The organism is Roseovarius marisflavi (genome assembly GCF_900142625.1).
Taxonomy (GTDB): domain Bacteria; phylum Pseudomonadota; class Alphaproteobacteria; order Rhodobacterales; family Rhodobacteraceae; genus Roseovarius; species Roseovarius marisflavi.
In genome coordinates this window covers 127,289-154,103 of the sequence record NZ_FRBN01000005.1, presented here as the reverse complement: position 1 = coordinate 154,103, position 26,815 = coordinate 127,289, and the positions used below count along the sequence as shown (strand labels likewise).

The window sequence follows — 26,815 nt, the reverse complement described above, 5'->3', positions numbered from 1 at the left end:
CGGGAGTATTTTTGCCAAGAAGAAGGGCAATGAATGCCCGGCCTCTACCTGTCAGACCTGACTCTCTCGCATTTCCGCTCGCATAAGGCGGCGCGGCTTGCGCTTGATCCGCGCCCGGTCGTGCTTCATGGGCCGAACGGGGCGGGCAAGACCAATATCCTTGAAGCGGTTTCGCTTTTTTCACCTGGGCGTGGGCTTCGCCGGGCGGCGGCGCAGGATATGGCGCGCAGGCCAGAGGCGCTGGGGTGGAAGCTGAGCGGGCTGTTGCACTCGTTGCATCAGGTGCACGAGATCGAAATCACCGCGCAGGACGGGGCCGCGCGGCAGGTGCGTATTGACGAGAAAGCCGCCACGCAGATGGCGCTTGGCCGGGTGGCGCGGGTGCTCTGGCTGGTGCCGTCGATGGATCGGCTCTGGATTGAGGGGGCCGAGGGGCGACGGCGGTTTCTGGATCGTATGACGATGAGCTTCCTGCCCGGACACGGCGACGCGGCGCTGGCCTATGACAAGGCGATGCGCGAACGAAATCGCCTTTTGAAGGATCAGGTGCGTGATGCGCATTGGTATCTGGCGCTGGAACACCAGATGGCCGAGGCCGGGGCGCAGATTCATGCCAACCGCCAAGCCGCCCTTGCCCAGATCGCAGAGGCGCAGGCCGAGGCACAAACCGCCTTTCCGGTGGCCGAGCTTGACCTGACCCAGACCGAGGGCGAAATGCCCGACAGCGCCGAGGACCTGCGCGAGGCGCTTGCCGAGTGTCGGTTTCGCGATCTGATGGCCGGGCGCACCCTGGTGGGCCCGCATCGCGCCGACCTTTACGGGGTTTATGCGGCCAAGGGCGTGCCTGCGGCCGACTGTTCGACCGGGGAGCAAAAGGCGCTTTTGGTCTCGCTGATCCTGGCCAATGCCCGCGCTCTGGCGCGCGACTTCGGGGCACCGCCCCTGTTGCTATTGGATGAGGTTGCCGCCCATCTTGATGCCAGCCGCCGCGCCGCGCTTTATGATGAGATTTGCGCGCTTGGCGCACAGGCATGGATGACCGGCACCGGACCAGAATTATTTGCCGAGCTTGGCGAGAGGGCCCAGTACATCGAGATCACCGAAACCGATGGCACCAGCCATATCACCCAGAAGGACACCGAATGACCCCTCAGCGTGTAACCCTCATCACCCTTGGCGTTGCCGATCTTGATCGTGCGAAAGCATTTTACGCAGCGCTCGGCTGGTCCCCGGCGCAGGAGCAGGAAGAGGTGGTGTTTTACCAGATGAATGGCCTTGTTCTGGGCCTGTTTGGCAAGGCCGACCTGGCAAAGGATCAGGGGCGTGCCGGGCTGGAGTTTGGGACCGGGGCGATCTCGCTTGCACAGAATTTCGGGACCGAGACGGAGGTTGATGCCGCCTTTCAAACGGCCATTGATGCCGGGGCGAGCCCGCTGAAAGCGCCGGAAAAGGTGTTTTGGGGCGGGTATTCGGGGTATTTTGCCGATCCTGATGGCCACGTCTGGGAAGTGGCGATGAATCCGTTCTGGCCGCTGTCCCCCGATGGCAGCCTCACACTGCCCAAGGCCCCATGACCATCACGCTTTCCGATCTGATGCTCTATGCGGCGGCCATGGCCGGGCTTTGGGCCGTGCCGGGGCCGGTCTGGGTCGCGCTGACTGCGCGCGCGCTCTCGGGTGGCATGGGCGGGGCTTGGCCGCTGGCGGTTGGCGTGGCACTGGGCGATTTGATCTGGCCGCTCTGCGCGATCCTTGGCCTGGCATGGGTGCTGTCGCTATATGGTGACGCGCTCAACCTCCTGCGTTGGATCGCGGCGGCGGTGTTCATCATGATGGGGCTGCTTTTGATCCGCGCCCCGGCGCGCGTGCCCGGCGCCGACAGCCGCATGACCCGCCCCGGCATCTGGGCCGGATTTTCGGTGGGTATCGCGGCGGTGATCGGCAATCCCAAGGCAATCCTGTTTTACATGGGTTTTCTGCCAGGCTTTTTCGATCTTTCCAAGGTCACGGCACCCGATGTCGCCGCGATCCTTGCGGTTTCGGCCATCGTGCCGATGTTGGGCAACCTTGGGTTGGCCCTTTTTCTTGACCGCGCGCGCCGCCTTTTGCAGAGCCCGAAGGCCATTTCGCGGCTAAATTTCATATCAGGTTTGCTGCTTGTTCTGGTCGGGTTGATCATCCCCTTTACCTGAGGGCCGGACACCGCAAAATATGGGGGAAAGGCGTGACAATCCCCCCAATACCTCGTATAAAATAGGAAAAATACGAAGGAACTTTCGCATGTCCGAAACCGTCGCGGCGCCCGAGGAATATGGCGCCGATTCCATCAAGGTTCTCAAAGGGTTAGAGGCGGTCCGCAAGCGCCCTGGCATGTACATCGGGGACACTGATGATGGCTCTGGTCTGCATCACATGGTGTACGAGGTCGTGGATAACGGCATTGACGAAGCACTGGCCGGTCATGCCGATGCCGTCAACGTCACGATCCATGCGGATTCATCAGTTTCCGTCAGCGATAATGGCCGCGGCATTCCCGTCGACATGCACGAAGGCGAAGGCGTTTCTGCGGCCGAAGTGATCATGACCCAGCTTCACGCCGGCGGCAAGTTTGACAGCAATTCCTACAAAGTATCGGGCGGCCTGCACGGGGTGGGTGTTTCGGTGGTGAACGCGCTGTCGGAATGGCTAGAGCTTCGAGTTTGGCGCAATGGCAAGGAACACTATGCCAAGTTCGCGGGCGGGTTCACGGTGGAGCCGCTGCGCGTGGTCGGTGATGCCAATGGCCGCAAGGGCACCGAGGTGCGCTTTCTGGCCTCGACCGAGACCTTCTCGAACCTCGACTATAGCTTTGAAACGCTCGAGAAGCGTCTGCGAGAGCTGGCCTTTCTGAATTCCGGGGTGCGCATCATCCTGCGCGATGAGCGCCCGGCCGAGCCGCTTGAAACCAACCTGTTCTACGAGGGCGGCGTCAAGGAGTTTGTGAAATATCTCGATCGCCATAAAACCCCGGCCATGCCCGAACCGATTTTTATCACCGGCGAGCGTGACGATATCGGCGTCGAAGTGGCGATGTGGTGGAACGACAGCTATCACGAGACCGTCCTGCCGTTTACCAACAACATCCCGCAGCGCGACGGGGGCACGCATATGGCGGGCTTTCGTGGTGCTCTGACCCGCACGATCAACAACTATGCCCAAAGCACCGGGATCGCGCGCAAGGAAAAGATCAGCTTTACCGGCGATGACGCCCGCGAAGGCTTGACCTGTGTGCTGTCGGTCAAGGTGCCCGACCCCAAGTTCTCGAGCCAGACCAAGGATAAACTGGTCAGCTCCGAGGTGCGCCCGGCGGTCGAGGGGCTGGTGAACGAAAAGCTTGCCGAATGGTTCGAGGAAAACCCGAGCGTGGCCAAGGTCGTGGTCGGCAAGATCATCGAGGCCGCCCATGCCCGCGAGGCCGCCCGCAAGGCGCGCGACCTGACCCGGCGCAAGAACCCGATGGATGTGAACTTTCTGGCAGGCAAGCTTAAGGATTGCTCGTCAAAGGACCCGTCGAAAACCGAAGTCTTCCTCGTCGAGGGGGATAGCGCCGGTGGATCGGCGCAGACCGGCCGTGATCGCGGCACGCAGGCGGTTTTGCCCCTGCGCGGCAAGATCCTTAACGTCGAGCGCGCGCGCTTTGACCGGATGCTGGGAAGCCAGGAAATCGGCAACCTCGTGATGGCGCTTGGCACCGGGATCGGGCGGGATGAGTTTGATATTTCGAAGCTGCGTTACCACAAGATCGTCATCATGACCGACGCCGATGTCGACGGCGCGCATATCCGCACGCTGTTGCTGACGTTCTTCTATCGGCAGATGCCACAGCTGATCGAGGGGGGCTATCTCTATATCGCACAGCCGCCGCTTTATAAGGTGATGCGCGGCAAATCCGAGGTTTACCTCAAGGATCAGGCCTCGCTTGAGGATTACCTGATTTCGCAGGGCACGGCAGACGCGGTTTTGCGGCTTGGCTCGGGCGAGGATATCACCGGCACCGATCTTGTGCGCGTGGTCGAAGAGGCGCGACAGGCCAAGCGCATTCTCGAAGCCTTCGCAACCCATTACCCGCGCCACATTCTTGAACAGGCCGCGATTGCCGAGGCGTTTCTCGCCGGGAGTGCCGATGCCGACCTTCAGGGCGTCGCCAATGCGGTGGCCGCGCGGCTTGACCTTATTTCCAGCGAATACGAGCGTGGCTGGCAAGGCCGCCCGACACAGGATCAGGGCATTCGGCTGACCCGCACCGTGCGCGGTGTCGAGGAAATGCGCACGCTTGACGGGCCGATCCTTCGCGGTGGTGAGGCGCGCAAGCTTGGCAAGATGACCCAGGCCCTGCGCGAGGTATACCGCGAGCCTGCGACCCTCATGCGCAAGGACCGCTCGCAGACGATCTATGGGCCGCTCGACCTGTTGGATGCGATCCTGAAAGAAGGTGAAAAGGGCCTGACCTTGCAACGCTATAAAGGTCTGGGCGAAATGAACCCCGGCCAGCTCTGGGAGACCACGCTTGACCCCGAAGCGCGCACATTGTTGCAGGTCAAGGTCGATGACGTGGCCGAGGCCGACGATCTGTTTACCAAGCTGATGGGCGATGTCGTCGAGCCACGCCGCGAATTCATCCAGGCCAACGCGCTGAACGTCGAGAACCTCGACTTTTAGACCAGCAGGGTCTGCTCAAAAAGCTTGAGCAACACCAACAGGAAAAAGGGCGCCCGGTTTTGGGCGCCCTTTGTTATTTATCCGGGTGAAGATCTCTTAGCCGGGGCCAAGCAGGCGCTCGGACCGGCGACGCAGGTACTCCAGCGTGGTTGGGAGACAGATCCAGATCATAACGATCAGCCCGCCAAAAGGTGATAAAGGCAAACAAACCGCCCGAGATCACGCTCTGCACGATCAGCGGCATCCGACGCCACCAGCCGATGTCGACTGCGGCTGTGATCTTGACGCATTGAGGAAATATTCTTACGACCTTCCGGTTCGGAATTGTTTTGGCGCAAGTACGATATCTTCGCAATGGCATAGCATTGTGCTGTCAGAAATTGCCAACCGAAGAAGCCCATGAAGCCACTCTTTTTGATCATCACCTATCTGGCCGCCGTTACGCTGCCGCTAATTCTGTCCTGGCTTGTCGGCGGGCCGCCACGCCCGGCCCATCAAGAGCTGGCCTCTGGCCTTGGAATTCTCGCTTTTTCGACGATCCTCGCAGAGTTCGTCCTTTCCGGTCGCTTCAAGAAGATTTCGCATGGCGTCGGGATGGATGTGACCATGCGGTTTCACCAGATCATGGCACGCACCGCTCTGATCTTTGCGCTTCTGCATCCATTTTTATATCGCGCTACGCCGTCCGGGGGGCCGCGGCCCTGGGACCCGACCCATCAGCTTACGCTCACCACTGATTTTTCTGATATGTCCAGTGGCATTGCGGCGTTTCTTATCCTTCCAAGCCTCGTTTTTCTGGCCATCGGGCGCACCAAGCTGGATCACAAATACGAGGTGTGGCGTCTGATGCATGGGATCGGCGCGGTTTTGATCGCGGCGCTTTTGTTGCATCACGCCACCGAGGCTGGCCGCTATGGGTCACAACCGGTCATGACATGGGTTTGGCGGGCCATGACAGGGCTGGCCGTTGGCTCGCTTTTCTATGTTTACCTGATCGTGCCGTTTCAGGATCGCAGACAGGCATGGCGCGTCGCCTCTGTCACCCGGCTGACGCCGAAGCAGTGGGAATTGACCCTCGCGCCCGATGCGCATCCGGGGCTTGCCTACACGGCCGGGCAATTTGTCTGGCTGACGGCGGGACATAGCTCCTACTCGATCAACGAACACCCGTTTTCGATCTGCTCGGCGCCATCGGCCGGGCCAGAGGTCTCCTTCATGATCAAGGAACTTGGCGACTTTACGCGCGGGGCTGGCGACATAAAGCCGGGCACGATCGCCTATCTTGACGGTCCTTACGGAAGTCTGGCCATCGAGGGGCGCACCGAACCCGGCGTCGCGTTGATTGCCGGCGGTGTCGGGCTTGCGCCGCTTCTGGGTATTCTCAGGCAGATGCGCCTGACCGGTGATCCGCGGAAGGTCAGGCTTGTCTATGGCAACCGGAAAGCCAGCCAGATTGCCTTTCGCGACGAGCTTGGTACGGCGGATGTCACCTATGTCCTGTCAGAGCCACCAGAGGGATGGAAGGGCGAGACGGGTTTCATCGACGGCGCGCTACTGGATCGGGTTTTCACGCCGCAGTATTTCAAGGACTGGCTGTTCGTGGTCTGTGGGCCGCCAGTAATGATGGATATTGTGGAAACCCATTTGATCAAGCGCGGCACGCCGTCTGATCGCATCCTGTCGGAGCGGTTCGACTATGATTAATCCGTTCAAAAAGATGACCCTGCGGCGCCGGATAGGCATCGTGATCCTGGTGGTGAATCTCTGCCTGTGCCTGGCGGTGATCGCCTTTGCCCTGCGCTGAATGCCAGTGTGAGGCAAAGCAAAAGGGCGCCCGGTTGGGGGCGCCCATTGTTATCTGTCAGGTGTGGAGACCTTAACCCGGGCTAAGCCCGCGCAGACGCTCGGAGCGGCGGCGCAGATATTCCAGCGTGGTCAGCAGACAGATCGAGATCACCACAAGAATGGTCGCCACCGCAAGAATGGTCGGGCTGATCTGTTCGCGCAGGCCCGTGAACATCCGCCATGGCAATGTCTGCTGATTGGCCGAGCCGACGAAAAGCACCACGACAACCTCGTCAAACGAGGTGATAAAGGCAAACAGCCCCCCCGAGATCACGCCGGGCAGAATAAGCGGCATCTGCACCCGGAAGAACGTGGTCAGGGGATCAGCGCCCATATTCGCCGCCGCCCGCGTCAGCGAGCGGTCAAAGCCCACAAGCGTGGCCGTGACGGTGATGATCACGAAGGGAATGCCAAGCGCGGCATGCGCCAGAACAACACCCATATAGGTGCCCTGCAGGCCGACGCGGCTATAGAAAAAGTACATGCCCGCCGCCGAGATGATCAGCGGAACGATCATCGGTGAAATCAGGATCGCCATAATCGCCCGACGGAACGGCACATGCGGCTGGCTAAGGCCGATTGCCGCCAGCGTACCAAAGCCCACCGACAGGACCGTCGCCATCGGCGCAATGGCCAGCGAGTTGCGAAGCGCCTGCTGCCAGCCGGTCGAGGTGAAGAAATCCTCATAATGCTTGAGGCTGTAACCGGCGGGATCAAACCGCAACATTTCGGGCGTGAAGGTAAAGAAATCCTGCGCGTTGAAGCTAAGCGGCATGACCACGAGAATGGGCGTGATCAGAAAGACAAAGATCGTGCCGCAGATGACCCGGAAGGTATAATGCCAGAGCACCTGACCAGAGGTCAGATAGGGCGCAAGGTTGGCGCGATACCGGCCTTCGCCGATCCAGAAGATGAACCAGGAAAAGAACCATCCGGACAGCGCCCCAAGCACCAACCCCGGGAGCCCGGCCACAAGCCATCCCACCACGATAAAGAGGACGATCATCCCCCTGCGGGTGGTCTTTTCCATGCCAAGGCCAAGCACCTTGAGCGCGATCAGGGAAAGCGCCATCAAGGCGATTGCGCCAATCACGATGCCCATAAGGCCAGAGCCATGCGCCGTGCCGACAAACAGCCCGGCAAAGGCCCCTGCCGCGCCGACCATCGGCAAGGTGAAAGACATAGGTTTCGTTTCAACCGGTGTAAGAGTGAATCCGCTCATTTTTCTTTACCCCAGCTTCACGTTGTCGATGCCGACGATCTTGTCGTAGGCGTAGTAGAGAACCATCACCACCGCGAGCAGGATAGAGCCCAAAGCAGCGCCAAGACCCCAGTTGAGCGATGACGAAATGTGATAGGCGATCCGGTTCGAAATGAACGTCCCGGTGGTGCCGCCGACGATTTCGGGCGTGATGTAATAGCCGATCGCGAGGATGAACACGAGAATGCTGCCCGCGCCGATGCCCGGCACCGATTGCGGGAAATAGACCCGCCAGAACGCTGTCCAGTTGTTGGCACCAAGCGATTTGGCCGCGCGCAGATAGGTCTGCGGGATGGTCTGCATCACCGAATACATCGGCAGGATCATGAAGGGCAAAAGGATATGCGTCATCGCGACGATCGTGCCGAACTGGTTGTTGATCATCACAAGCCGACTTTCATCGGCTACAAGCCCAAGCCAGACCAGCACATCGTTGATCACCCCCTGTTGTTGCAGCATGATTTTCCAGGCACTGGTTCGCACCAGAAGCGATGTCCAGAATGGCAGCAGAACAAGGATCATCAACAGGTTGGCCGAGCGCGCCGGCAGGTTCGCCATGATCCAGGCAATCGGATAGCCAAGCGCGATACAGCTAAAGGTGATCACCATCGACATGAACATCGTGCGCTTGAACAGGATGCCATAAATCCGCTCGTCCTCGGACCGCAGGGCGATGCCATCGGGGGTTTTTTCCATATCAATGGCATTGAGGAAATAGCCGGTGGTATAGGGCGGTGAATAGGCCTTGATCACCTGCCAGTATTCGGTGCGAAGCCAGTCCTTGTTGCTCTCGGCAAAGGCGGCCTTCATGTCAACCGGAGGAAGGGTGTCGATCTGGGCGGCGGCATCGCGCAATTCCTGTGCGCCGGGGCCCTGATAATCTGCAAGCGCCGCCACCGTGGCGGGCTCGGCAAGGTCAAGCGCAAGCGCGGGATAGACGGCCTCCCAAGGGTCTTCTTCGGCAACGACATCGTTCTTCATGAAAAAGGTAAAGGCGGCAAAAGCGGTATAGGCCCGCGTGGTGTTGGGCAGGATCTTGTAGATCTCCGCGCCCGGCACAAAGCCGATCTCACCTTTGAAGGTCGTGGATTCGAGCATTTCGAGACGCCCGATCTGGTTCGACAAAAGCTTTGTGTTGCCCTCGGCCCCCTGGCCTCCGGACATCATGTCATACCAGAACGCGCCCTCGTCGAAGGCGGGGTCCAGTTTCTTGAAGGCTTTCTGGTAAACCTTGCCCATGTCATCGACATCACGGCCGGTGGTGCGGAACATCGAGGAAATACCACTTTCCTCATAGTTCAGACGCGACCCAAGCTTGGTGTGTTCCTTGCCTTCGGCGGCAAAGAAAAGGTCAAAGAACAGCGCACGATAGACCCTCTCGTCGGGTGTGCCGGTGCCATCCCAATCGCGCAGCTCTTCCACCGTCATCGGCAGGGTTTTTCCAGTGATCTGGTTTTCGACCGAGCGAAACAACATGTCCGCAATGGGTGCGATGAACGTCAGCAGCACAAAGAGCAGCAGCGGCGCAATAAGCGCCAGAGCCCGCAATTTCTGCGCTCGAAGGGCGCGTCGCAGGCTGCGTTTCAGCGGCGTGCCATCCGCGGCAAGAACCGGGCCGGTGTGGGTTGTATCGCTCATGTCATCCCCGTCGGACAGTAGTGTTTATAAAAACCGGGTCTTTTGCCCGGCATGGGGTGGAAGGGGCCGATCCGGCCCCCTCCTGTTTGTGTTGGCGAGACTTATTGTACCAGCCACGCCTGGAATTTTGCATCCAGATCGTCACGGTTGTCTGCCCACCATTCGTAGTCATAGATGTGCACGTTCGACGCGTTTGCCGGATCGGTCGGCATATGCGGTGCCATGTCGATGCCCAGATCTGCGTGCTTGCCAACAAGCGGCGCCGAAGACGCGCGTGCCGGGCCGTACGAGATATAGGCGGCCTGATCTGCAAGACGCTGAGTGTCGGTGGCGAACTTGAGGAAGTCCATCACGCGCGCCAGACGGTCCGCGGGCAGACCGGCGGGAACGATCCAGCCGTCAAGATCGAAGGACTGCATATCCCACATCATGGCAATCGGCTGACCCTGCTCGGCAATCGCCGAGAACAGACGACCGTTGTAGGTCGAGCCCATGAACACTTCGCCATCGGCCAGAAGCTGGGGCGTTTCGGCACCAGCCGACCACCAGACAACCTGATCCTTGATGGTGTCGAGCTTGGCCAGAGCCTTCTCTACACCGGCATCTGTACCAAGGGTCGGATAGATGTCTTCCTTGGCGACGCCATCGCAGTACAGAGCCCATTCCATGTTGTCGATCGGGCGCTTTTGCAGCGACCGCTTGCCGGGGTACTTGGCAAGGTCGAACACGTCACAAACGCTGGTCGGCGGCTCAACACCGGCGGGCACCAGATCGGTACGATAGCCGAATGTGGTCGAGTAAACGATTTGCGGCACGAAGCAATCGCTGACGATCAGATCGCCAAAGTCATCGCTGGCAGAGGTGCCATCGGGCGCGGCGGCCAGATCTTCGTCGTGATCCAGCTCCATCGCCAGACCTTCGTCGCACAGACGCATGGCGTCAGAGGCAACGACGTCGACCAGATCCCAGGTCACGTTGCCAGCTTCGTTCATCGCGCGGAGCTTGGCAACGGCCTCGGCCGAGCTTTCGTCCCAGGTTGCACTGACGCCAGCGTTGTTGGCGAGGTAAGGATCAACGTAAGCCTTGTTCTGGCTGTCCTGATAGGCGCCGCCCCATGACACGAGGGTCATGCTGTCGGCCATATCCTGTGCGGTCACGGCTGTGCTTGCTGCTACGGTCAAAGCCGTTGTCGCGAGCAAAGTTTTCGTGAGTTTCATAAACATTCTCCCAGTTTCTTTTATAGTCCCGTTGGTCTGTGAATGGGCCCCCGTGCTACGGGTAAAACTTCCGAGGGCCTCGCTCAACTCACGCCACACCCCTTGGGTCACGGCGCGAATAGGGTTACGCGTCTGGCGCATCCAGAGCACGGCAATCTTCTGCAAGCCAGCCGATGTCGATCATCTCGCCCGGTTGCAGGCGGCGTTGATCAGGGGCATTGCGGGTCTTGATGATGAAATCGTCACGCCCGGCCACCTTGAGGCGCGTGCGGAAGATGTCCCCCATATAGATAAACTCGGCCACTTCGGCCTTGAGTGTGTGGGCATCGGGGCTAAGGCGGTCACGGTTGAATTCAACCCGCTCGGGGCGGATCGAAATCAGCGTGCGATCGCCGGCTTTTTCAACGTTCACCGGCGTGGCATCAATCACATCGCCGTTGTCGAGCTTCACAAGAGCACGACCGCCCTTGATCTCCTGAACGGTGCCGGCAAGCGTGTTGTTCTCGCCGATGAACTGCGCCACGAAACTGTTTTGCGGGCTCTCATAAAGCTCGTCCGGCGGGGCCAGCTGTTGAATGCGGCCATCGTTGAACACGGCAACCCGGTCTGACATGGTCAGCGCCTCTGTCTGATCGTGGGTCACGTAAACCGTTGTAATCCCAAGCTGGTGCGCCAGGTGAGTGATCTCGAACTGCATCTTTTCGCGCAGCTGTTTGTCGAGCGCGCCAAGCGGTTCGTCCATCAAGACAAGCTCGGGCTCAAACACCAGGGCGCGGGCAAGCGCGACACGCTGTTGCTGACCACCGGACAACTGCGCCGGGCGACGGCCGCCAAAGGCGCCCATCTCGACCATCTCAAGCGCGCGCTTGACCTTGGCCTCGCGGTCCGATTTGCCGATCTTTCGCACTTCAAGCGGAAAGCTGAGGTTTTCGGCAATCGTCATATGCGGGAAAAGCGCATAATTCTGAAACACCATGCCGATGCCGCGTTTGTGCGGCGGGATATTGTTGATACTGATCCCGTCAAGCTTGATTTCGCCATGGGTGGCAGTCTCGAACCCGGCCAGCATCATAAGGCAGGTGGTCTTACCAGACCCGGAGGGCCCAAGCATTGTAAGAAATTCACCCTTGGGCAAGGAAAGGTTCAGATCTTTGACGACCAAAGTCTCGCCGTCATAGCTCTTTTGCACGCGCTCAAAAGCAACGAACGCGTCGTTGTTCCCGGTATTGGCCAAGTTCGGCTCCCTGTTTTTATTTCGCGGAGTCCCCCGCGTTCGGTCGAAACTAAAACGACAAACGTCCTTTGTTGCAAGTCGATTGCGTCACTTTTTTCCGAAATCCGACCAGCACAGGTCAAAACGACCATATCTGGATCAAGAAAAGACGATTTTCCCGTGGATCATTGGTATTTGACCGGGGACGCGCACACCCTTAACGCGAGCCCCGGCCCTTTTTAGGCGAAAGACTCAGCCTAGCCAAGAACCGTTCTGACGGCTTTGGCGGTCTTTTCGACAACCTCATCGGCCTCGGCGCGGGTCAGACAGAACGGCGGCGCAAAGCCGAGGATATCGCCCTGCGGCATGGCGCGGGCAATCACCCCGTGGGCGCCAAGGGCGGTGGCCACCTGTGGGCCGATCTTGTCTGCGGCGTCAAAGAAGGTGCGGCTGTCGCGATCTTTCACGAACTCGACCGCGCAGAGCATGCCCTCACCCCGGACCTCGCCGACATTGGGATGATCGCCAAGCGCATCGGTCATGGTCTTGTTAAGGTAGCTGCCGACATCGCGGTTGTTCGCAATAAGGTCTAGCTCATCCAGAAGCTTGAGGTTGGCAACCCCTGCTGCCGCACCAATCGGATGCGCCGAATAGGTCCAGCCATGGCCGATCGGGCCGTTTTCATCGGTGCCCTGCTCAAGGACTTTCCACATCTTTTCACCGACAATCGACCCCGACAGCGGCGCATAGGCAGATGTCAGGCCCTTGGCGATGGTGATAAGGTCGGCCTCAAGCCCGTAATGATCAGAGCCGAACATCGTGCCAAGGCGGCCAAAGCCGGTAACGACTTCGTCGACCACGAGCAGGATATCGTGCTTTTTCAAAACCTTCTGGATGGCGGGCCAGTATCCGGCGGGCGGCGGAACGATGCCTCCGGTGCCCAGTACCGGCTCGCCGATAAAGGCGGCAATGGTATCGGCGCCTTCGCGCTCGATCAGCGCCTCAAGCTCGGCCACGCAATGGGCGGTGAACTGTTCCTCGGTCTGCTCAAGGTCGGCGCGACGGAAATAATAGGGCGCCTCGGTATGGACCACCTGCGACAGCGGCAGATCGAATTTCTTGTGAAACAGCTCAAGCCCGGTAAGCGAGCCGGTCACGAGACCGGACCCGTGATAGCCACGCCAGCGGCTGATGATCTTTTTCTTTTCGGTGCGGCCAAGGATGTTGTTGTAATACCAGATCAGCTTGACGTTGGTCTCGTTGGCGTCCGATCCGCTCTGGCCGAAATAGACCTTGGACATATTGGCCGGCGCACGATCAAGGATCATCTTTGAAAGGGTGATGCTCGCCTCGGTGCCATGGCCGACATAGGAATGATAATAGGCAAGCTCCTTGGCCTGCGCGGCGATCGCAGCGGCGATATCCTGACGGCCATACCCGACATTGACGCAATAGAGGCCGGCAAAGGCATCCAGCATCTTGTTGCCGTCGCGATCCTCGATATGGCAGTTGGTGCCGGTCTTGATCACCCGATGCGTAAGCTCTCCGCGCGCGAATTGCGCCAGGTGGGTTGAGGGGTGGAAAAAGTTGTCGCGATCCCACTCCGCCAGTTGGTCGTTTCTCAGCATGTTTGTTCCTTTCGATCCTGTGTGTCGGGGCCCGGAAATTTCAAAAATTTCCGGACAAAAATCTTTCCAAGATTTTGGTCTGGCTAGGCCCAGTCGCGGCAAACGTATTTGATTTCCATGAATTCCTCCATCCCCCGGCGTGCCCCTTCACGGCCCAGGCCCGATTGCTTGACCCCTCCAAAGGGAATCGGCGCGCCGGTCACTTTGGTACGGTTCACCGCCACCATCCCGAATTGAAGCGCCCGCGTCATCCGGTAAATCCGGCGCGGATCAAGGCTGTGAAGATAGGCGATCAGCCCGTATTCGGTGGCATTGGCGCGGGCAATCACCTCGTCTTCGGTGTCAAACGGCGTGATCGCCGCCACCGGGCCAAAGGTTTCGTCGCGCATGATCGCGGCGGCGTCGGGCACATCGGTCAAAACCGTGGGCTGATAGAAAAGCGGCCCCAAAGCATCGCGTTGTCCGCCACAGCCAAGCTTGGCCCCGTGATCAAGCGCGTCCTTTACCTGCTCTTCCTGCTTTTGCACGGCGCCCTCGTTCATCAGCGGGCCAAGGTCGGGGTCATCCATCCCGACCCCCAGGCTCAACGCCTTGGTCGCCTCGATGAAGCGGGTGCAAAAACTGTCATAAATGGCGCGCTCCACGTAAATGCGATTGGCGCCAAGGCAATCCTGCCCCGAGGTGGCAAATTTCGCCTTGATGGTTTCCGCAACCGCGCTGTCGATATCCGATCCCTTGAACACAATCACCGGCGCATGCCCGCCAAGTTCCATCACAAGCTTTTTCACCGTCCCCGCGCATTGGCGATACAAAAGCTGGCCGATATTGGTTGACCCGGTGAAGGACAGAACCCGCACGCGGGCGTCTTGGGTCCAGGGCTCGACCACGGTCGGGGCATGGCCCGTGACCACGTTGAACACCCCCGCAGGCACGCCCGCACGTTCGGCCAGCTCGGCCAGGGCAAGCGCCGAATAGGGCGTTTCGCCGCTTGGATGCGCCACCACGGTGCATCCCGCCGCCATCGCCGCCGCCGCCTTGCGCGTCAGCATCGCCGCCGGAAAGTTCCACGGGGTGATGAGGGCCGCCACACCGACCGGCTCAAGCCACAATTCAACCTCGGCGTCGGGAAGGTGGCTCGTGACCCCCTCGATATTCGGGCGCTTTGATTCCTCAGCGTAATAGTCGACAAAGCTGGCGGCATAGTCGATCTCGCCGCGCGCCTCGGACAGGGGTTTACCCTGTTCAAGCACCATGATGCGGGCCAGGTCTTCCTTGTGCTCGATCATCAACTCGAACCACCGGCGCAGCACCGCCGAACGCTCTTGCGGCAAGGTCATGCCCCAGATGGCAAAGGCCTCCTGTGCGGCGTCCACCGCCGTGCGTGCCTGTGCCGCGCTCATGCTGGCCACCTCGCCAAGCAAGGCACCATCCGCCGGGTTGGTCACGCTCAGGGTTTCGTTGCCGTCCCCGGCCACCCACTTTCCGTTCACGTAAGAAAAATGGCGCACAAGCCGCGTATCGGTGATCCCGTGACGGGTCCAGTTTGCTGAATCTGACATGCCTTGCCCTCCTTTGCGCCAATGAATGCAATGGAACGGCGAGTAACTGCGCCTGAAGTTGGGCGCTATCGCAGAATAATCGTCTGCCTAGAGCGATCTCAAAAGATGAATCATCCGCCAAACATATCCAGCGGCGGCAGGCGCGGCGATTTTACCGGCTTGGTCACAATATAGGTGAAATAGCGCGCAAGGCCGATCCGCGCCTCTAGCATCGCGTCGATCAGGCGCTGATAGGCGTCAATATCGCGGGCCACGATCTGCAAAAGATAGTCGAACCCGCCGCCAAGCGCCCAGCATGCCGTCACCTCACCGTAGCGCATCACGCTGGCCTCGAAGGCCTGAAAGCTGGCCGGCGTGTGATCGGCCAATTCGGCGGCGACAAAGACCGTCACATGGGGCCCAAGCTTTTTCAGGCTGATGCGCGCGCTGTAACCGTCGATAATGCCGCCCTCTTCAAGTCGGCGAAGCCGCTCCCAACAGGGGCTTGCCGAGAGGCCGACACGCGCGGCCAGATCGGCCTTGGTGATCCGGCCTTCATCGGCCAGAACCCGCAGAATTTCGAGATCGCGCGCATCAAGTTTCATGGATCAGGCCGAAATCACGGTGCCGGTCGTGCCATTCTTGAGCCGCTCGAACACATGGGTGGCGATCGCCGTATCCTGAACGCCAGTGCCGGTCAGATCGGCGATGGTGATCTCGGCGTCACTGCGCCGCCCGCGGCTGCGCCCGGTAATGACCTGCCCAAGCTCTGGCGGCGTGCCCTTGTCCCAAATGCCCGCAGCCATCGCGCTGCGCAATTCGCCAAGCTTTTCGGCCTGCGCCACCCGGTCGGCCACGTAAAGATCCGCCTTGATCAAGGCCTCTGGCTCGATCTCGTTCTTGCCGTCCTGATCCGATCCCATGGCGGTGATGTGCAATTCAGGGTGAAGCCAGCGCGCCTTGACAATCGGATCGCGCGCCGGGGTTGTGGTGACCACAAGCTGGCTTGCCATCACAAGATCGCCGGGGTGCTCGACAACGCGGGTTTCGCATTTCAGATCCCGCGCCAGATCATCGGCGCAGGCCTGTGCGTGGGCCGCGTCACGCCCCCAGACCAGCAACCGCTGAAACGGGCGCACGATATGCGCCGCCTTCATCTGAAGCCGCGCCTGAACCCCGGTGCCGATCACGCCCGCCGTATGCACCACGTCGGGCGCAAAATGATGCGCCGCCACCGCCCCAGCCGCCGCCGTGCGCAGATCGGTAAGATAGCCGTTGTCCAGAAACACCGCCTGCACCATGCCGGTCGTGGCCGAAAACAGGACCATAAGACCGTTCAGGCTTGGCAGACCAAGCTTGGGATTGTCGAAAAAACCGGGGCTGACCTTGATCGCGAAGCCGTCAAAGCCGGGGATATAGGCGGTCTTAACATCGACCTCGCCGTTCACATCGGCCATCTCCATCGACATCACCGGCGGCATGATAACGCCGCCATCGGACAATGCGGAAAAGGCTTTTTCAATCACGCGAATGATCTCTTTGTTCAGCGTGACGACACCGCGCAATTCGGCCTCGGTCACGACACGAATATCATGTGCCATATTTCACTCCGTTAATAACTTTATCGCCAAGGCGAATATCCTGCCCGGTCATCACACGGGTGAACATATCCATATCCAGATTGCGACCCGTTACAATGGTGGCGGTCGGCCCGGTCAACTTGACCTTGCCGGTCAACACGGCGGCCAGACCGACAACACAGGCACCTTCGGCCACGATCCGATCCTCGAAATACAGCACCTGCATGGCGCGATAAATCTCTTCCTCGGTGACAAGCAGGATGTCGTCGAGCAGATCGCGGCACATCGGAAACGACAACCGGTTCCGGATGCCGACGCCACCCCCAAGAGAATCGGCAAGGCTTGGGTATTCTTCCACCTCGACAGGCTTGCCCGCCTTGATGCTTTGAAACATCGCCGCACCGCGATCCATTGTGATGCCAATCACCCGGATACCCGGCTTGATCGCCTTGGCGGCCATCGCCACACCTGCGGCAAGACCACCCCCCGATAAGGGCACCAAAAGGGTGTCCAGATCCGGGCGCGCCGCCAGCATCTCAAGCCCGATGGTGCCCTGCCCTGCAATCACCAGCGGGTCATCAAAGGGCGAAATCTCGGTCAATCCCTCGTCGCGCACAAGCCTTTCAACCTCGGCCTGCGCGTCATCCTGACTTTGGCCGATAATCCGCACCTCGGCGCCCAGCGCGCGAATGCCATCGACCTTGGCCTGCGGCACCAGCTCAGACATACAGATCACCGCGCGCATGCCACGGGCACGTGCAGCATGCGCCACACCTCGCCCGTGATTGCCCGTCGAACAACAGGTCACACCTGTCGCCTCGCCAACCCCCGCCACGGCGTTCAGCGCACCGCGCAGTTTGAAGGCGCCGATCGGTTGCATATTTTCGAGCTTGAGCAGGAAATCCGCACCCGCCTGCGCGCTCATATAGGGCGAAGGTACAAGCGGCGTGCCGTCCGCCACCCCCCGGATCACCTGTGCCGCAGCATAAACATCGGCCAAAACGGGCTGCATTGGTCTCTCCTTTTCCGGGTCAGGCATACCTTGGTCAGGCCATAGCCTAACGTCAACCGCGCGCGGGCCGGTTTCCTGAAAACGACATTTTATGGCGTATTTCTTGGGGCAACAGGGCGCTAAACCCCCAGTATGGGAGTGAAACTTAGCCATGGACCATGACATGATCGAAAAAGACCTGCCGTTTTCACCGCAAGAATTTCAGCGTCGTCTGGCCAAGACCCGCGCCGCGATGGAAAGCAAAGGGCTTGATGCGCTCTTTGTGACCGATCCGTCAAACCAGAACTGGCTGACGGGATATGACGGCTGGTCGTTTTACGTGCATCAAGGCGTCATCGTCCTGCCCGAGGCCGACCCGATCTGGTGGGGCCGAAATCAGGATGCCAATGGCGGCGTGCGCACCGTCTGGATGACCGATGATCGCGTGATGGGCTATGCCGACAACTACGTGCAATCCACCGAACGCCATCCGATGCAGGACCTCGCGGAACGCCTCACCGGGATGGGCCTTGCCGATAAACGTATCGGCGTTGAAATGGACAACTACTATTTCTCCGCCAAGGCAATGGAAGTGCTGCGCACCGAGTTGCCCGGCGCGACGTTCATCGACGCGACCGCCCTTGTGAACTGGCAGCGTACCATCAAATCCGAAGAAGAACTTGCCTTTATACGCAAGGCCGCCGCGATCTCGGAAAAGATCGTCGATGGCCTGCTTGAGCGGGTCGAGCCGGGCATTCCGAAGAATGAAATCGTCGCCGAGATCTTTCGTGACGGCATCCGCGGCGTCGATGGCGCCTGGGGTGACTATCCCGCGATTGTGCCGCTTCTGCCTTCCGGCTCTGATGCGGCGGCGCCTCACCTGACGTGGAACGGGCGCGAATTTGCCACCGGAGAAGCGACTTTCTTTGAAATCTCGGGCTGTTACCGGCGTTATCACGCCCCGTTCTGCCGCACGCTCTTTCTCGGCAAACCGCCGCAATTCCTGCTTGATGCCGAAAAGGCGCTTGTCGAAGGGCTTGAGGCGGGTCTTGAGGCGGCGAAATCCGGCAACCGCGCCTGCGATATCGCCAATGCGCTTGCTGCGCCCCTCGAGCGCGCAGGCATCGAACGTGGCGCACGCTGTGGCTATCCCATCGGGCTGAGCTATCCCCCCGATTGGGGCGAACGCACCATCTCGCTGCGCTCTGAGGATGAAACAGTCCTCGAGCCCGGCATGACCTTTCACTTCATGCCAGGTCTCTGGATGTCGGACTGGGGCCTCGAAATCACAGAATCCATTCTGATCAAAGAGACAGGTCCGGCTGAAACCTTCTGTAATCGTCCGCGCAAGATGTTCGTCAAAGACTAAGCCGTCAGCACAACAGGACAGGACAGGAGCCTCCGGCGGGGATATTTAGAGCAAGAAGAAACAGAGGCATCCTATCCGCTTCTTCTTGCCGCAAATATCCCGGGAAGTGTGAGGGGCAGCGCCCCTCATTCCGGCCATTGCATCAATGTGAGACGGTCAGTCTCCAAAAGACAGGCCCATATCCCAAAACGCGACTTCAAGCCGGGTCGCAGTCGTAAAGCGCTGTGAAATCCGCTCCCAACCGGGGGTGGTTTCCGGGGAGTCGCCAAGGCGGCGCGCGACCGCCCCGTCAAATAGCACACCGGCATTGCGACAGGCCTGTTGATAGTCATCACCGGCATAGGTGTTGATCCAGTCGGCATAGGGATGATCTGCGTGAACATCCGCCGCAAGCCGCGCGCCGATTTCGCCGTATCCCATCACACAGGGCGCAAGCGCCGCGATCAGGTCAAGGAAATTGCCCGAATGCCCCGCATCCATCACATAGCGCGTATAGGCAAGGTTGGCGGGGTGCTCGGCGGCGGTGAAAAGCTCTTGTTCACTTAACCCCTCGGCGGCGCAGGTTTTGACATGCAGGCTGATTTCGCCATTGACCAGAACATCCACCGAGGACGCACAGGCGCGCATTTCATCAAGCGTATCGGCCTTGGTGACCGCAAGCGCCCAGGCGCGGGAAAAATGGATCAGAAAGATGTAATCCTGAACCAGATAGCCAAGGAACGCCTTGCGCGGCAGTGATCCGTCGCGGATGCCTTCGACAAAGGCATGATGGGTATAATCCTGCCAGACCTCCCCCGCCGCGTCACGCAGGCGGGGAAAGGTGGTGCCATAATCGCCGCTCATTCCGCGCTCAGGTCCAGAGCAAGGCCCGAAACAGGCGTGAATTCTTCGATCATCCCGGTCTCTTTGAGGAAGGCTTCAAACCGGGTATAGCGGGCATGATCAAGCGCCGAAGGGCGCAGCGCAAAGCGCGGCACTGTATCAACCCAGGCTTTCGCGTTCAGCTCATCACGAAGCTCGGCCGAAGTACTCGCGAAAATCTCCCAGCTTTCGGTGGGGTGGTTGACGATATATTGCGTCGCGCGCTCGGTGGCGAAGAGAAAGCGGCGGATCATATCGGCATTCATCGTCGCCGGATTGGCCACATAGATCAACTCGTCATAGGCCGGAATGCCCTCTTCCTCGATGAAGAAACAGCGCCCCGGCACACCTTCGATTTCCATCTGGTTCAGCTCGAAATTGCGATAGGCACCGATAACGGCATCGACCTGCCCCGACATAAGCGAAGGCGACAGCGACCAGTTCACACTCACCAGTTCGATATCGTCAAGCGTCAGGCCATGCTGCCCCAGAATGGTGGACAGCAGAACCTCTTCGACACCGGCCACCGAAAAGCCAACCTTGCGCCCCTTGAGGTCGGCGCTTGATTTGATCGGGCCATCCTCAAGAACCAAAAGACAGTTAAGCGGCGTCGCCACCAGCGTGCCCACCCGGCGCAGCGGCAGACCGCTTTCGATCTGCATATGAAGCTGTGGTTGATAAGAGATCGCAAGATCAGCCTGCCCGGCGGCGACCATCTTGGGTGGATCGCTTGGGTCGGCAGGGGCGACAATCTCGACCTCAAGACCGGCATCCTTGAAATAGCCAAGTTCCTGCGCCACGATGATCGGGCCATGATCGGGGTTTACAAACCAGTCTAGCAAAAGGGTCATGCGATCCTGTGCCATGGCGGGGGCGGTCGCCAACAGGGCAACCATAAACGCGAGATATTTCATTCAGTCGTCTCCTTGGGTGTCAGTGGGGCTGTCGCCAAGGGCGATCAGCGCAATTTCTCCGGGCCAGTGCTGGCGCAGTCGGGTGGCGGCCTGCCAAGCGCGCAGGCCAGAACGGCAGGCCAGAACAACGCGTTGCCCGTCAGCGGGCAAGGCGGGTGTATCGAAATCAGGAACAGTGCGGCGGATAGCGCCCGCAAGGGCGGGGCCGGGTTCATCAGCGGTGCGCAGATCGCTCAGGGCATCACTGGCGCGGATCTCGCTGGCGGCGATAAAGGCAAACCCGCCTTCGGGCTCTGGCGCGCCATCAAACCGGAACCCGCCAAAGCGGTTCCCAAGGGCCTCGAACGTCACCAGTTGACCAAGCGGATCAGTCTCTAATCCGGCCAAAATGGCCAATGTCATCTGGGCCTGAAGCGCGCCCATTACCCCGACCGCAGGCCCCAACACGCCATCGGCGTCACAGCTTCCAAGGCGATCGGGCAGATCGGGAAAGACCGCCCGCAAAGAGGGCGCCGTGCCGCAAAACCCGCCGCAATAGCCCGATGTGCCGACGATAGAGGCGCTGATCAATGGCGTGGCGTTTGCCTTGCAGACATCCGACAGGATATAGCTGGCGGCGAAACTATCGGCGCAATCAAGCACAAGGTCGACCCCGGCACAAAGGGCGGGCGCGTTGGCCGGATCAAGCGGTACGGTTACGGGCGTGATGGTGCAATCGCGGTTCAGCGCCGCCATGTGCCGGGCGGCAACCTCGGCCTTGGGCTGGCCAATATCGGCCTCACGAAACAGGGTCTGGCGGTGCAGATTGCTAAGCGCGACGGTGTCTTGATCCACCAGCGTGATCTTCCCTACGCCTGCACCGACGAGATACTGCAAAACCGGCGCGGCAAGCCCGCCTGCGCCGACCACAAGAACCCGCGCCGCGCGAAGCTTTTCCTGCCCCTTTGTGCCGAACTCCGGCACAGCGATCTGGCGCGCATAGCGGTTCATGCGGTCGCCTCAATCCATCGGCGCACGCGCCCCTCGGGGTCGTCGTTCAGGGTGATGTCGGTGACAGCCGCGACGATATCAGCACCGGCCTCAAAGGCCCCGGCGGCGCGCTCGACCGACATGCCGCCAATCGCCACCAATGGAATATCGCCGATAGCGGCCTTCCATTCCGTCAGCTTTTCCAGACCCTGTTGATGCCATTTCATCTTTTTCAGGACGGTCGGATAGACCGGGCCAAGCGCCACGTAATCGGGATCAAGCGACAGGGCGCGGTCAAGCTCGGCGCGGTCATGGGTGCTTAGGCCAAGCTTGAGGTCCGCATGCCGGATCGCGGCGATATCGGCGTCATCAAGATCTTCCTGCCCGAGGTGAACCCAGTCACAGCCCGCGTCGATTGCGATCTGCCAATAGTCGTTGACCACAAGGATCGTGCCCTGTGCCCGGCAAAGCGCCTGGGCCTTGATCACCGTGTCGCGCACCACATCGGTGGGCGTATCCTTGATGCGCAATTGCACCAGCTTCACGCCAAGCGGCATGAGCCGCTCAAGCCAGCGAAGATCGTCGAAAATCGGGTAAAACCGCGGAAGGGTCATGCCAGAAACGCCTTTCCCAAAACCGGGGTCGAGGGGGCCGCCATATCGCGCGGCTCCATCGGGTCGGCCTCGAACGCCAACCGCCCGGCCTCTAACGCGCGTGCAAAGCCCTCTGCCATCAAGGCCGGGTTGCCGGCCTTGGCCACGGCGGTATTGAGCAGGACCGCGTCATAGCCAAGTTCCATCGCATGCGCCGCCTGACTTGGCAGGCCAAGGCCCGCATCCACCACCAGCGGAACATCGGGGAAATGCGCGCGCAGTGACCGCAGCCCATAAATGTTATTCAGACCCAAACCCGTGCCAATTGGCGCACCCCATGGCATCAAGACGCGACAACCCGCCTCGATCAGGCGATCACATAGAACAAGGTCTTCAGTGCAATAGGGAAATACCTGAAATCCGTCATCGGTCAGAATGCGCGCCGCCTCGACAAGACCAAAAGGATCGGGTTGCAGGGTGTCGGCGTGGCCGATCACCTCAAGCTTGATCCAAGGCGTGTCGAACAATTCGCGCGCCATCTGTGCGGTGGTCACCGCCTCGCGCACCGAATGACAGCCGGCGGTATTGGGCAGAACCTTGACCCCAAGATCGGCGATCAGATCCCAGAAATCCTGACCGGCGCGTTCGCCGCCTGCTTCTCGGCGGACCGACACCGTTGCGATGCCCGCGCCCGAGCGTTTGAAGGCCTCGGCCAAAATGGCTGGTGAAGGGTATTGCGCCGTGCCAAGCATGAGGCGCGAGGCAACCTCGGTATCGTAGAAACTTGGCATGCTAACCTCCTTGCCGCGGGGCAACGATTTCGACGCGATCACCCATGTTTAGAGTCTGTTTTTCGCGCATTGCAGCGGGCACAAATGCCTCGTTCACTGCGGTGGCGATTTTGGCCTGCCCATGGCCCAGCTCATCCAGCAGGGCGGACAATGTGGTTGCCTCGGTGTCATGCCCCGCGCCGTTAACTATGATCTTCATCCATCACCTCCGGTATCTGACCATCCAGCACCAAATCCGCCAGCATCCGCGCCAGAGCAGGCGACAACAAGAACCCGTGCCGGAACAACCCGTTGACATAGATCGTGCCGCCCCGCCTGCGAATACGCGGCAGGTTGTCGGCAAAGGCGGGGCGGGCGTCGGTGCCGATTTCCAAAAGCTCAGCCTCGCCAAAGGCAGGGTGAAGCGCATAGGCCGCCGACAGCAGTTCCATCACCGAGCGGACCGAAGCGCGCCCGCGCTCGCCACTTTCGATCTGGGTCGCTCCCAGCATGAATACCCCGTCGCCGCGCGGCACGATGTAGAGTGGAAATCGCGGATGCAAAAGCCGGATCGGACGCGAGAGGGTCAGGTCCGGCGCGCGCAGGATCACCATCTCGCCCTTGACGCCGCGCAGGTCTTTTAGAGCGTCACGCGCCGCCAGCCCGCGACAGTCGATCACGGTTTGCGCGCTCGGCGCCGCATCGGTTTGTTCATAGGCCACACCGTCACTGATCAGGCGCGCGCGCAGGGTTTCCAGCGACATGCGCGGATTGATATGCGCCTCGTCCCCGAAGAACAACGCGCGATCAAAATGATCGGCCAAAAGTGGCTCTAACGCGGCCAGATCAGGGCCAGATACGGCGATGTGACCACTGGTGCGGCGGGCGAATTGCGATAGCTCGGCGCGGTCGCGTGCAAGTGTCACCACGAGCGATCCGTTGCGATGCACGGTCGCGCCGTGGGTCTGCCACCAATCGGCGGCCTCCTGGCCCAAACGCACGACGGGTTCTTCGGCGGTATAGCCTTCGCAGAACGGCGCCAGCATGCCACCGGCCCACCATGAACAGGCCTGCGGGCCGGGGCCGGGGGCGGGATCAAGCAGCGTAACCGCCGCTCCGCGCGCGCGCAGTTCGGAGGCGACGCAAAGCCCGACAACCCCTGCGCCACGAATGATCACCGAAGTGGTCATTTCCAGACCTCGTGAAAATGGTGCACCGGCCCATGGCCATGGCAGATCTCAAGGCTGTCGGCGGCCACAATCGCATGGTGAAGCCAGTGATGCGCGCGCTCGACCGCCCTTTCTAGGGGCATCCCCTTGGCAAGACCGGCGGCAATGGCCGATGACATCGTACATCCGGTGCCGTGGGTGTTGCGGGTGACAATTCGGGGCGCGTCAAGCTGCACCACCTCATCGCCGATTAACCAATCGGTGCAGATATCCCCCCTGCCGTGCCCACCCTTCACCAGGACCGCCCTGGCCCCCATATCGCGGAGACGATTGCCCTGATCCTGCATGTCCTGGTCCGTGACCGCCTCGGGCAGACCCAAAAGGCTTGCCGCCTCGGGCAGGTTCGGGGTCAGAAGGTCGGCGCGCGGCAAAAGATGCGTGATCAACGCGCTGCGGGCGGCATCGGGCAAGAGGCGCGCGCCGGATTTCGCGACCATCACCGGATCAAGCACCACCGGCCCGGTGAACCCACGCAACGCCTCGGCCACGGTCTCGATCAGGGTGGCATCGCCCAGCATTCCGATCTTGATCGCATCGACCCTGATATCGCCCAAAACGGCGTTAATCTGGGCCGCGACCATGGCATTAGGGATGGCAAACACATCGGTCACTTCACAGGTGTTTTGCGCGGTGACGGCGGTGATTGCGCTGGTGCCAAAGACGCCAAGCGCGGAAAAGGTCTTGAGGTCGGCCTGAATGCCCGCGCCGCCACCGCTATCGGATCCGGCGATTGTGAGTGCTGTGGGCGTGGTCATGGCCTCTCCTTCCAGTCATCCTGGAAACGGAAAGAGCCTTGTCTGGCATTGGCGGGCCATGGCATTTCCGTTCCCTACGCCGGTATAAACCGGATCAGGTTCGATGGGTTGGCGGGTCGCCTCTCAGCCTGACAAGCAGGCACCCCAACGGATTTGTCAAAGACGTAGCAGCAGTAATGCCTCTGGGCAAGGGGGGAATGCAGGACAGAACCTGTCGCAAATGACACGGAAAGCGCCGCAGGACTGCGGCAGGATGGGAATGTCCCTTCACCATGAAAGCCGCGCGCATGCTCGAAACCGCCCTGAAAGACCCGTTTGCCCAGATAGCGCAGTTCGCGCTTGATCCTCATCTTTGCGTCCCTGACGAGGTGTTGCTTCAGACCTCGACGCTATTGATTGACACGCTTGCGGTGGCGGCGGGGGCGACACGGCTTGAGGTGGCTGAAATCGCCCGTGATTTTGCCAGTGATTTCCACGCGGCAGGTCGGCCAGAACATAGCGCTTTTATGCTGTTTGACGGGCGCCGCGTCAGTGTGCCGGGCGCGGCCTGGGCGTTGGCCACCCAGATCGACAATCTGGATGCGCATGACGGGTTTAATCCGACCAAGGGCCATATCGGATGTGCCCTTGTCCCCGCCCTTTTCGCCTTTGCCGAACAGCGCCCGGACCTAAGCGGCCGTCAGGCATTGGCGGTGCTGGCGATGGGGTATGAGCTGGCGGCCCGCGCCGGGATTGCCCTGCATGCGACGGCATGTGATTATCACACGTCGGGTGCGTGGAATGCGCTTGGCGTGGCGGCGGTTGGCGCGCATTTACGCGGGCTTGGCCCGGATGCCTTGCGCCATGCGATGGGGATTGCCGAATATCACGGCCCGCGCAGCCAGATGATGCGCGAGATCGAGACCCCGACGATGCTTCATGACGGATCGGGGATGGGTGCACTGGTTGGGGCAAATGCGGTGCTTTTGGCCGAGCGCGGTTTTACCGGAGCACCGGCGATCACCGCCGAGGGGCCGGAGGTGGCGCATATCTGGGCAGACCTGGGGCAGGACTGGACTGTGATGCGCAATTATATCAAGCCCTATCCGATCTGTCGCTGGGCGCACGGCGCGCTTGAGGCGTTGCGCCAGGTGGTGCGCGATCATGGTATTGACGCCGGGGACGTCAAAGCGATGCAGGTGCGTACATTCGCGCAATCCGCGCAGCTTTTTGCCGGGATGCCCGAGACCACAAGCCAGGCGCAGTACTCGCTTGGCTTTGCGCTTGCCACGCTTTTGGTGCATGGCCGCATCGGGCCAGAACATATCACCGGTGAGGGTCTGCGCGACGCTCAGGTTGCGGCGTTGCTTGGTCGGATCACCATCACCGAAGAGCCCCGCCATTCGGCACGGTTTCCGGCGGGTCGCTGGTCTGATGTAACCCTGACATTGGCCGATGGGCGCAAAATTTCATCCGGCGACGTCAATGCGCGCGGCGGGCCAGAGGCGCCTCTCGAGATTCTTGAAATCCGTGACAAGATCACTGCTATAGCCGGTCACACTCTGCCCGAGGCAAGGATATCGGCGCTTTGGGGCATGCGTGAAGGGCTTTTGCAGGATGAACTGAAATTCGCCGATCTCGCCCGGATCGTCACGCCAAAATGTGATGACTGAAGGATAAAATCAGAGACTAAACACGTCCAAAATACTGGTTTTTCAAAACGAAAAAGGCCCCGCCGTGACGGCGGGGCAGGTAGAGAGTGCCTGAT

At 60.4% G+C, this 26,815-nt stretch carries 25 protein-coding genes and 1 riboswitch; of the genes, 7 read left to right on the top strand and 18 right to left on the bottom strand.

Annotation, left to right across the window (positions count from 1 at the left end; translation table 11 throughout):
- Positions 1-33: 33 nt before the first annotated feature.
- From recF to gyrB, 4 genes are all read left to right on the top strand, one after another.
- On the top strand, positions 34-1,146 hold the full coding sequence (recF, locus tag BUB78_RS07135; protein WP_073196531.1) for a DNA replication/repair protein RecF: 1,113 nt from the start codon (positions 34-36) through the stop codon (positions 1,144-1,146).
- A complete protein-coding gene (locus BUB78_RS07130) occupies positions 1,143-1,574 on the top strand; it encodes a VOC family protein (RefSeq protein ID WP_073196529.1) in 432 nt (143 codons plus the stop codon). The genes recF and BUB78_RS07130 overlap by 4 nt, the downstream gene beginning before the upstream one ends.
- Positions 1,571-2,191 carry a LysE family translocator gene (locus tag BUB78_RS07125; protein WP_073196527.1) on the top strand — a complete coding sequence of 207 codons (621 nt, stop codon included), beginning with the start codon at positions 1,571-1,573 and terminating at the stop codon, positions 2,189-2,191. The genes BUB78_RS07130 and BUB78_RS07125 overlap by 4 nt, the downstream gene beginning before the upstream one ends.
- Positions 2,192-2,279: 88 nt before the next feature.
- On the top strand, positions 2,280-4,697 hold the full coding sequence (gene gyrB, locus BUB78_RS07120) for a DNA topoisomerase (ATP-hydrolyzing) subunit B (protein ID WP_073196525.1): 2,418 nt from the start codon (positions 2,280-2,282) through the stop codon (positions 4,695-4,697).
- Positions 4,698-4,873: 176 nt separating this feature from the next.
- Here the strand turns inward: gyrB and BUB78_RS20280 are convergent, their stop codons facing one another.
- Positions 4,874-5,098 carry a hypothetical protein gene (locus tag BUB78_RS20280; protein WP_139279273.1) on the bottom strand — a complete coding sequence of 75 codons (225 nt, stop codon included), beginning with the start codon at positions 5,096-5,098 and terminating at the stop codon, positions 4,874-4,876.
- On the opposite strand from BUB78_RS20280, the gene BUB78_RS07115 reads away from it, so the two are divergent.
- A complete protein-coding gene (locus BUB78_RS07115) occupies positions 5,097-6,401 on the top strand; it encodes a ferredoxin reductase family protein (RefSeq protein WP_073196523.1) in 1,305 nt (434 codons plus the stop codon). The genes BUB78_RS20280 and BUB78_RS07115 overlap by 2 nt on opposite strands.
- 172 nt (positions 6,402-6,573) lie before the next feature.
- Here the strand turns inward: BUB78_RS07115 and BUB78_RS07110 are convergent, their stop codons facing one another.
- The 9 genes from BUB78_RS07110 to eutB form a co-directional block, all read right to left on the bottom strand.
- The gene (locus BUB78_RS07110) at positions 6,574-7,764 is read right to left on the bottom strand and encodes an ABC transporter permease (RefSeq protein ID WP_073196520.1); all 1,191 of its coding nucleotides are present in this window, start codon (positions 7,762-7,764) and stop codon (positions 6,574-6,576) included.
- Between the two features lie 6 nt (positions 7,765-7,770).
- Positions 7,771-9,441, bottom strand: coding sequence for an ABC transporter permease (locus BUB78_RS07105; protein WP_170865035.1), 1,671 nt, complete (start codon positions 9,439-9,441; stop codon positions 7,771-7,773).
- 101 nt (positions 9,442-9,542) lie between these two features.
- Positions 9,543-10,658, bottom strand: coding sequence for an extracellular solute-binding protein (locus BUB78_RS07100; protein ID WP_073196625.1), 1,116 nt, complete (start codon positions 10,656-10,658; stop codon positions 9,543-9,545).
- A gap of 124 nt (positions 10,659-10,782) precedes the next feature.
- A complete protein-coding gene (locus BUB78_RS07095; protein ID WP_073196515.1) occupies positions 10,783-11,892 on the bottom strand; it encodes an ABC transporter ATP-binding protein in 1,110 nt (369 codons plus the stop codon).
- Positions 11,893-12,128: 236 nt separating this feature from the next.
- A complete protein-coding gene (locus BUB78_RS07090) occupies positions 12,129-13,499 on the bottom strand; it encodes an aspartate aminotransferase family protein (protein ID WP_073196513.1) in 1,371 nt (456 codons plus the stop codon).
- Positions 13,500-13,582: 83 nt separating this feature from the next.
- Positions 13,583-15,058: an NAD-dependent succinate-semialdehyde dehydrogenase gene (locus BUB78_RS07085; protein ID WP_073196511.1), complete on the bottom strand. Its 1,476-nt coding sequence runs from the start codon at positions 15,056-15,058 to the stop codon at positions 13,583-13,585.
- A gap of 110 nt (positions 15,059-15,168) precedes the next feature.
- Complete coding sequence (locus BUB78_RS07080) at positions 15,169-15,642, bottom strand: Lrp/AsnC family transcriptional regulator (RefSeq protein ID WP_073196508.1); 474 nt, start codon at positions 15,640-15,642, stop codon at positions 15,169-15,171.
- A 3-nt stretch (positions 15,643-15,645) separates the two neighbouring features.
- Positions 15,646-16,638 carry a cyclodeaminase gene (locus BUB78_RS07075; RefSeq protein ID WP_073196506.1) on the bottom strand — a complete coding sequence of 331 codons (993 nt, stop codon included), beginning with the start codon at positions 16,636-16,638 and terminating at the stop codon, positions 15,646-15,648.
- Positions 16,628-17,629, bottom strand: a complete 1,002-nt coding sequence (gene eutB / locus BUB78_RS07070; protein ID WP_073196504.1) for a hydroxyectoine utilization dehydratase EutB — start codon at positions 17,627-17,629, stop codon at positions 16,628-16,630. The genes BUB78_RS07075 and eutB overlap by 11 nt, the downstream gene beginning before the upstream one ends.
- Positions 17,630-17,792: 163 nt before the next feature.
- Between eutB and doeA the strand changes: the two genes are divergently transcribed.
- On the top strand, positions 17,793-18,977 hold the full coding sequence (gene doeA, locus BUB78_RS07065) for an ectoine hydrolase DoeA (protein ID WP_073196623.1): 1,185 nt from the start codon (positions 17,793-17,795) through the stop codon (positions 18,975-18,977).
- Positions 18,978-19,133: 156 nt separating this feature from the next.
- Here doeA and tenA read toward each other — a convergent pair whose 3' ends face one another.
- Genes tenA through thiD form a run of 8 tightly spaced genes read right to left on the bottom strand, consistent with a single transcriptional unit; the run spans position 19,134 to position 25,068 of the window.
- Positions 19,134-19,820 carry a thiaminase II gene (tenA, locus tag BUB78_RS07060; RefSeq protein ID WP_073196501.1) on the bottom strand — a complete coding sequence of 229 codons (687 nt, stop codon included), beginning with the start codon at positions 19,818-19,820 and terminating at the stop codon, positions 19,134-19,136.
- Entirely contained in the window at positions 19,817-20,752 is a 936-nt protein-coding gene (locus BUB78_RS07055; protein ID WP_073196499.1) for an ABC transporter substrate-binding protein, read from the bottom strand. The genes tenA and BUB78_RS07055 overlap by 4 nt, the downstream gene beginning before the upstream one ends.
- On the bottom strand, positions 20,753-21,742 hold the full coding sequence (locus tag BUB78_RS07050) for a HesA/MoeB/ThiF family protein (protein ID WP_073196497.1): 990 nt from the start codon (positions 21,740-21,742) through the stop codon (positions 20,753-20,755).
- Positions 21,739-22,335, bottom strand: coding sequence for a thiamine phosphate synthase (locus tag BUB78_RS07045; RefSeq protein WP_073196495.1), 597 nt, complete (start codon positions 22,333-22,335; stop codon positions 21,739-21,741). The genes BUB78_RS07050 and BUB78_RS07045 overlap by 4 nt, the downstream gene beginning before the upstream one ends.
- Complete coding sequence (locus BUB78_RS07040) at positions 22,332-23,105, bottom strand: thiazole synthase (RefSeq protein ID WP_073196492.1); 774 nt, start codon at positions 23,103-23,105, stop codon at positions 22,332-22,334. The genes BUB78_RS07045 and BUB78_RS07040 overlap by 4 nt, the downstream gene beginning before the upstream one ends.
- 1 nt (position 23,106) lies before the next feature.
- Complete coding sequence (gene thiS / locus BUB78_RS07035; protein ID WP_073196490.1) at positions 23,107-23,304, bottom strand: sulfur carrier protein ThiS; 198 nt, start codon at positions 23,302-23,304, stop codon at positions 23,107-23,109.
- Positions 23,288-24,274, bottom strand: coding sequence for an FAD-dependent oxidoreductase (locus tag BUB78_RS07030; protein WP_073196488.1), 987 nt, complete (start codon positions 24,272-24,274; stop codon positions 23,288-23,290). The genes thiS and BUB78_RS07030 overlap by 17 nt, the downstream gene beginning before the upstream one ends.
- Positions 24,271-25,068 carry a bifunctional hydroxymethylpyrimidine kinase/phosphomethylpyrimidine kinase gene (thiD, locus tag BUB78_RS07025; protein WP_073196486.1) on the bottom strand — a complete coding sequence of 266 codons (798 nt, stop codon included), beginning with the start codon at positions 25,066-25,068 and terminating at the stop codon, positions 24,271-24,273. Before thiD ends, BUB78_RS07030 begins: the two co-directional genes overlap by 4 nt.
- 54 nt (positions 25,069-25,122) lie before the next feature.
- Positions 25,123-25,225, bottom strand: a riboswitch (TPP riboswitch).
- A 115-nt stretch (positions 25,226-25,340) separates the two neighbouring features.
- Here thiD and BUB78_RS07020 point away from each other — a divergent pair.
- Positions 25,341-26,720: an MmgE/PrpD family protein gene (locus BUB78_RS07020; protein ID WP_245813397.1), complete on the top strand. Its 1,380-nt coding sequence runs from the start codon at positions 25,341-25,343 to the stop codon at positions 26,718-26,720.
- Positions 26,721-26,815: the final 95 nt, after the last annotated feature.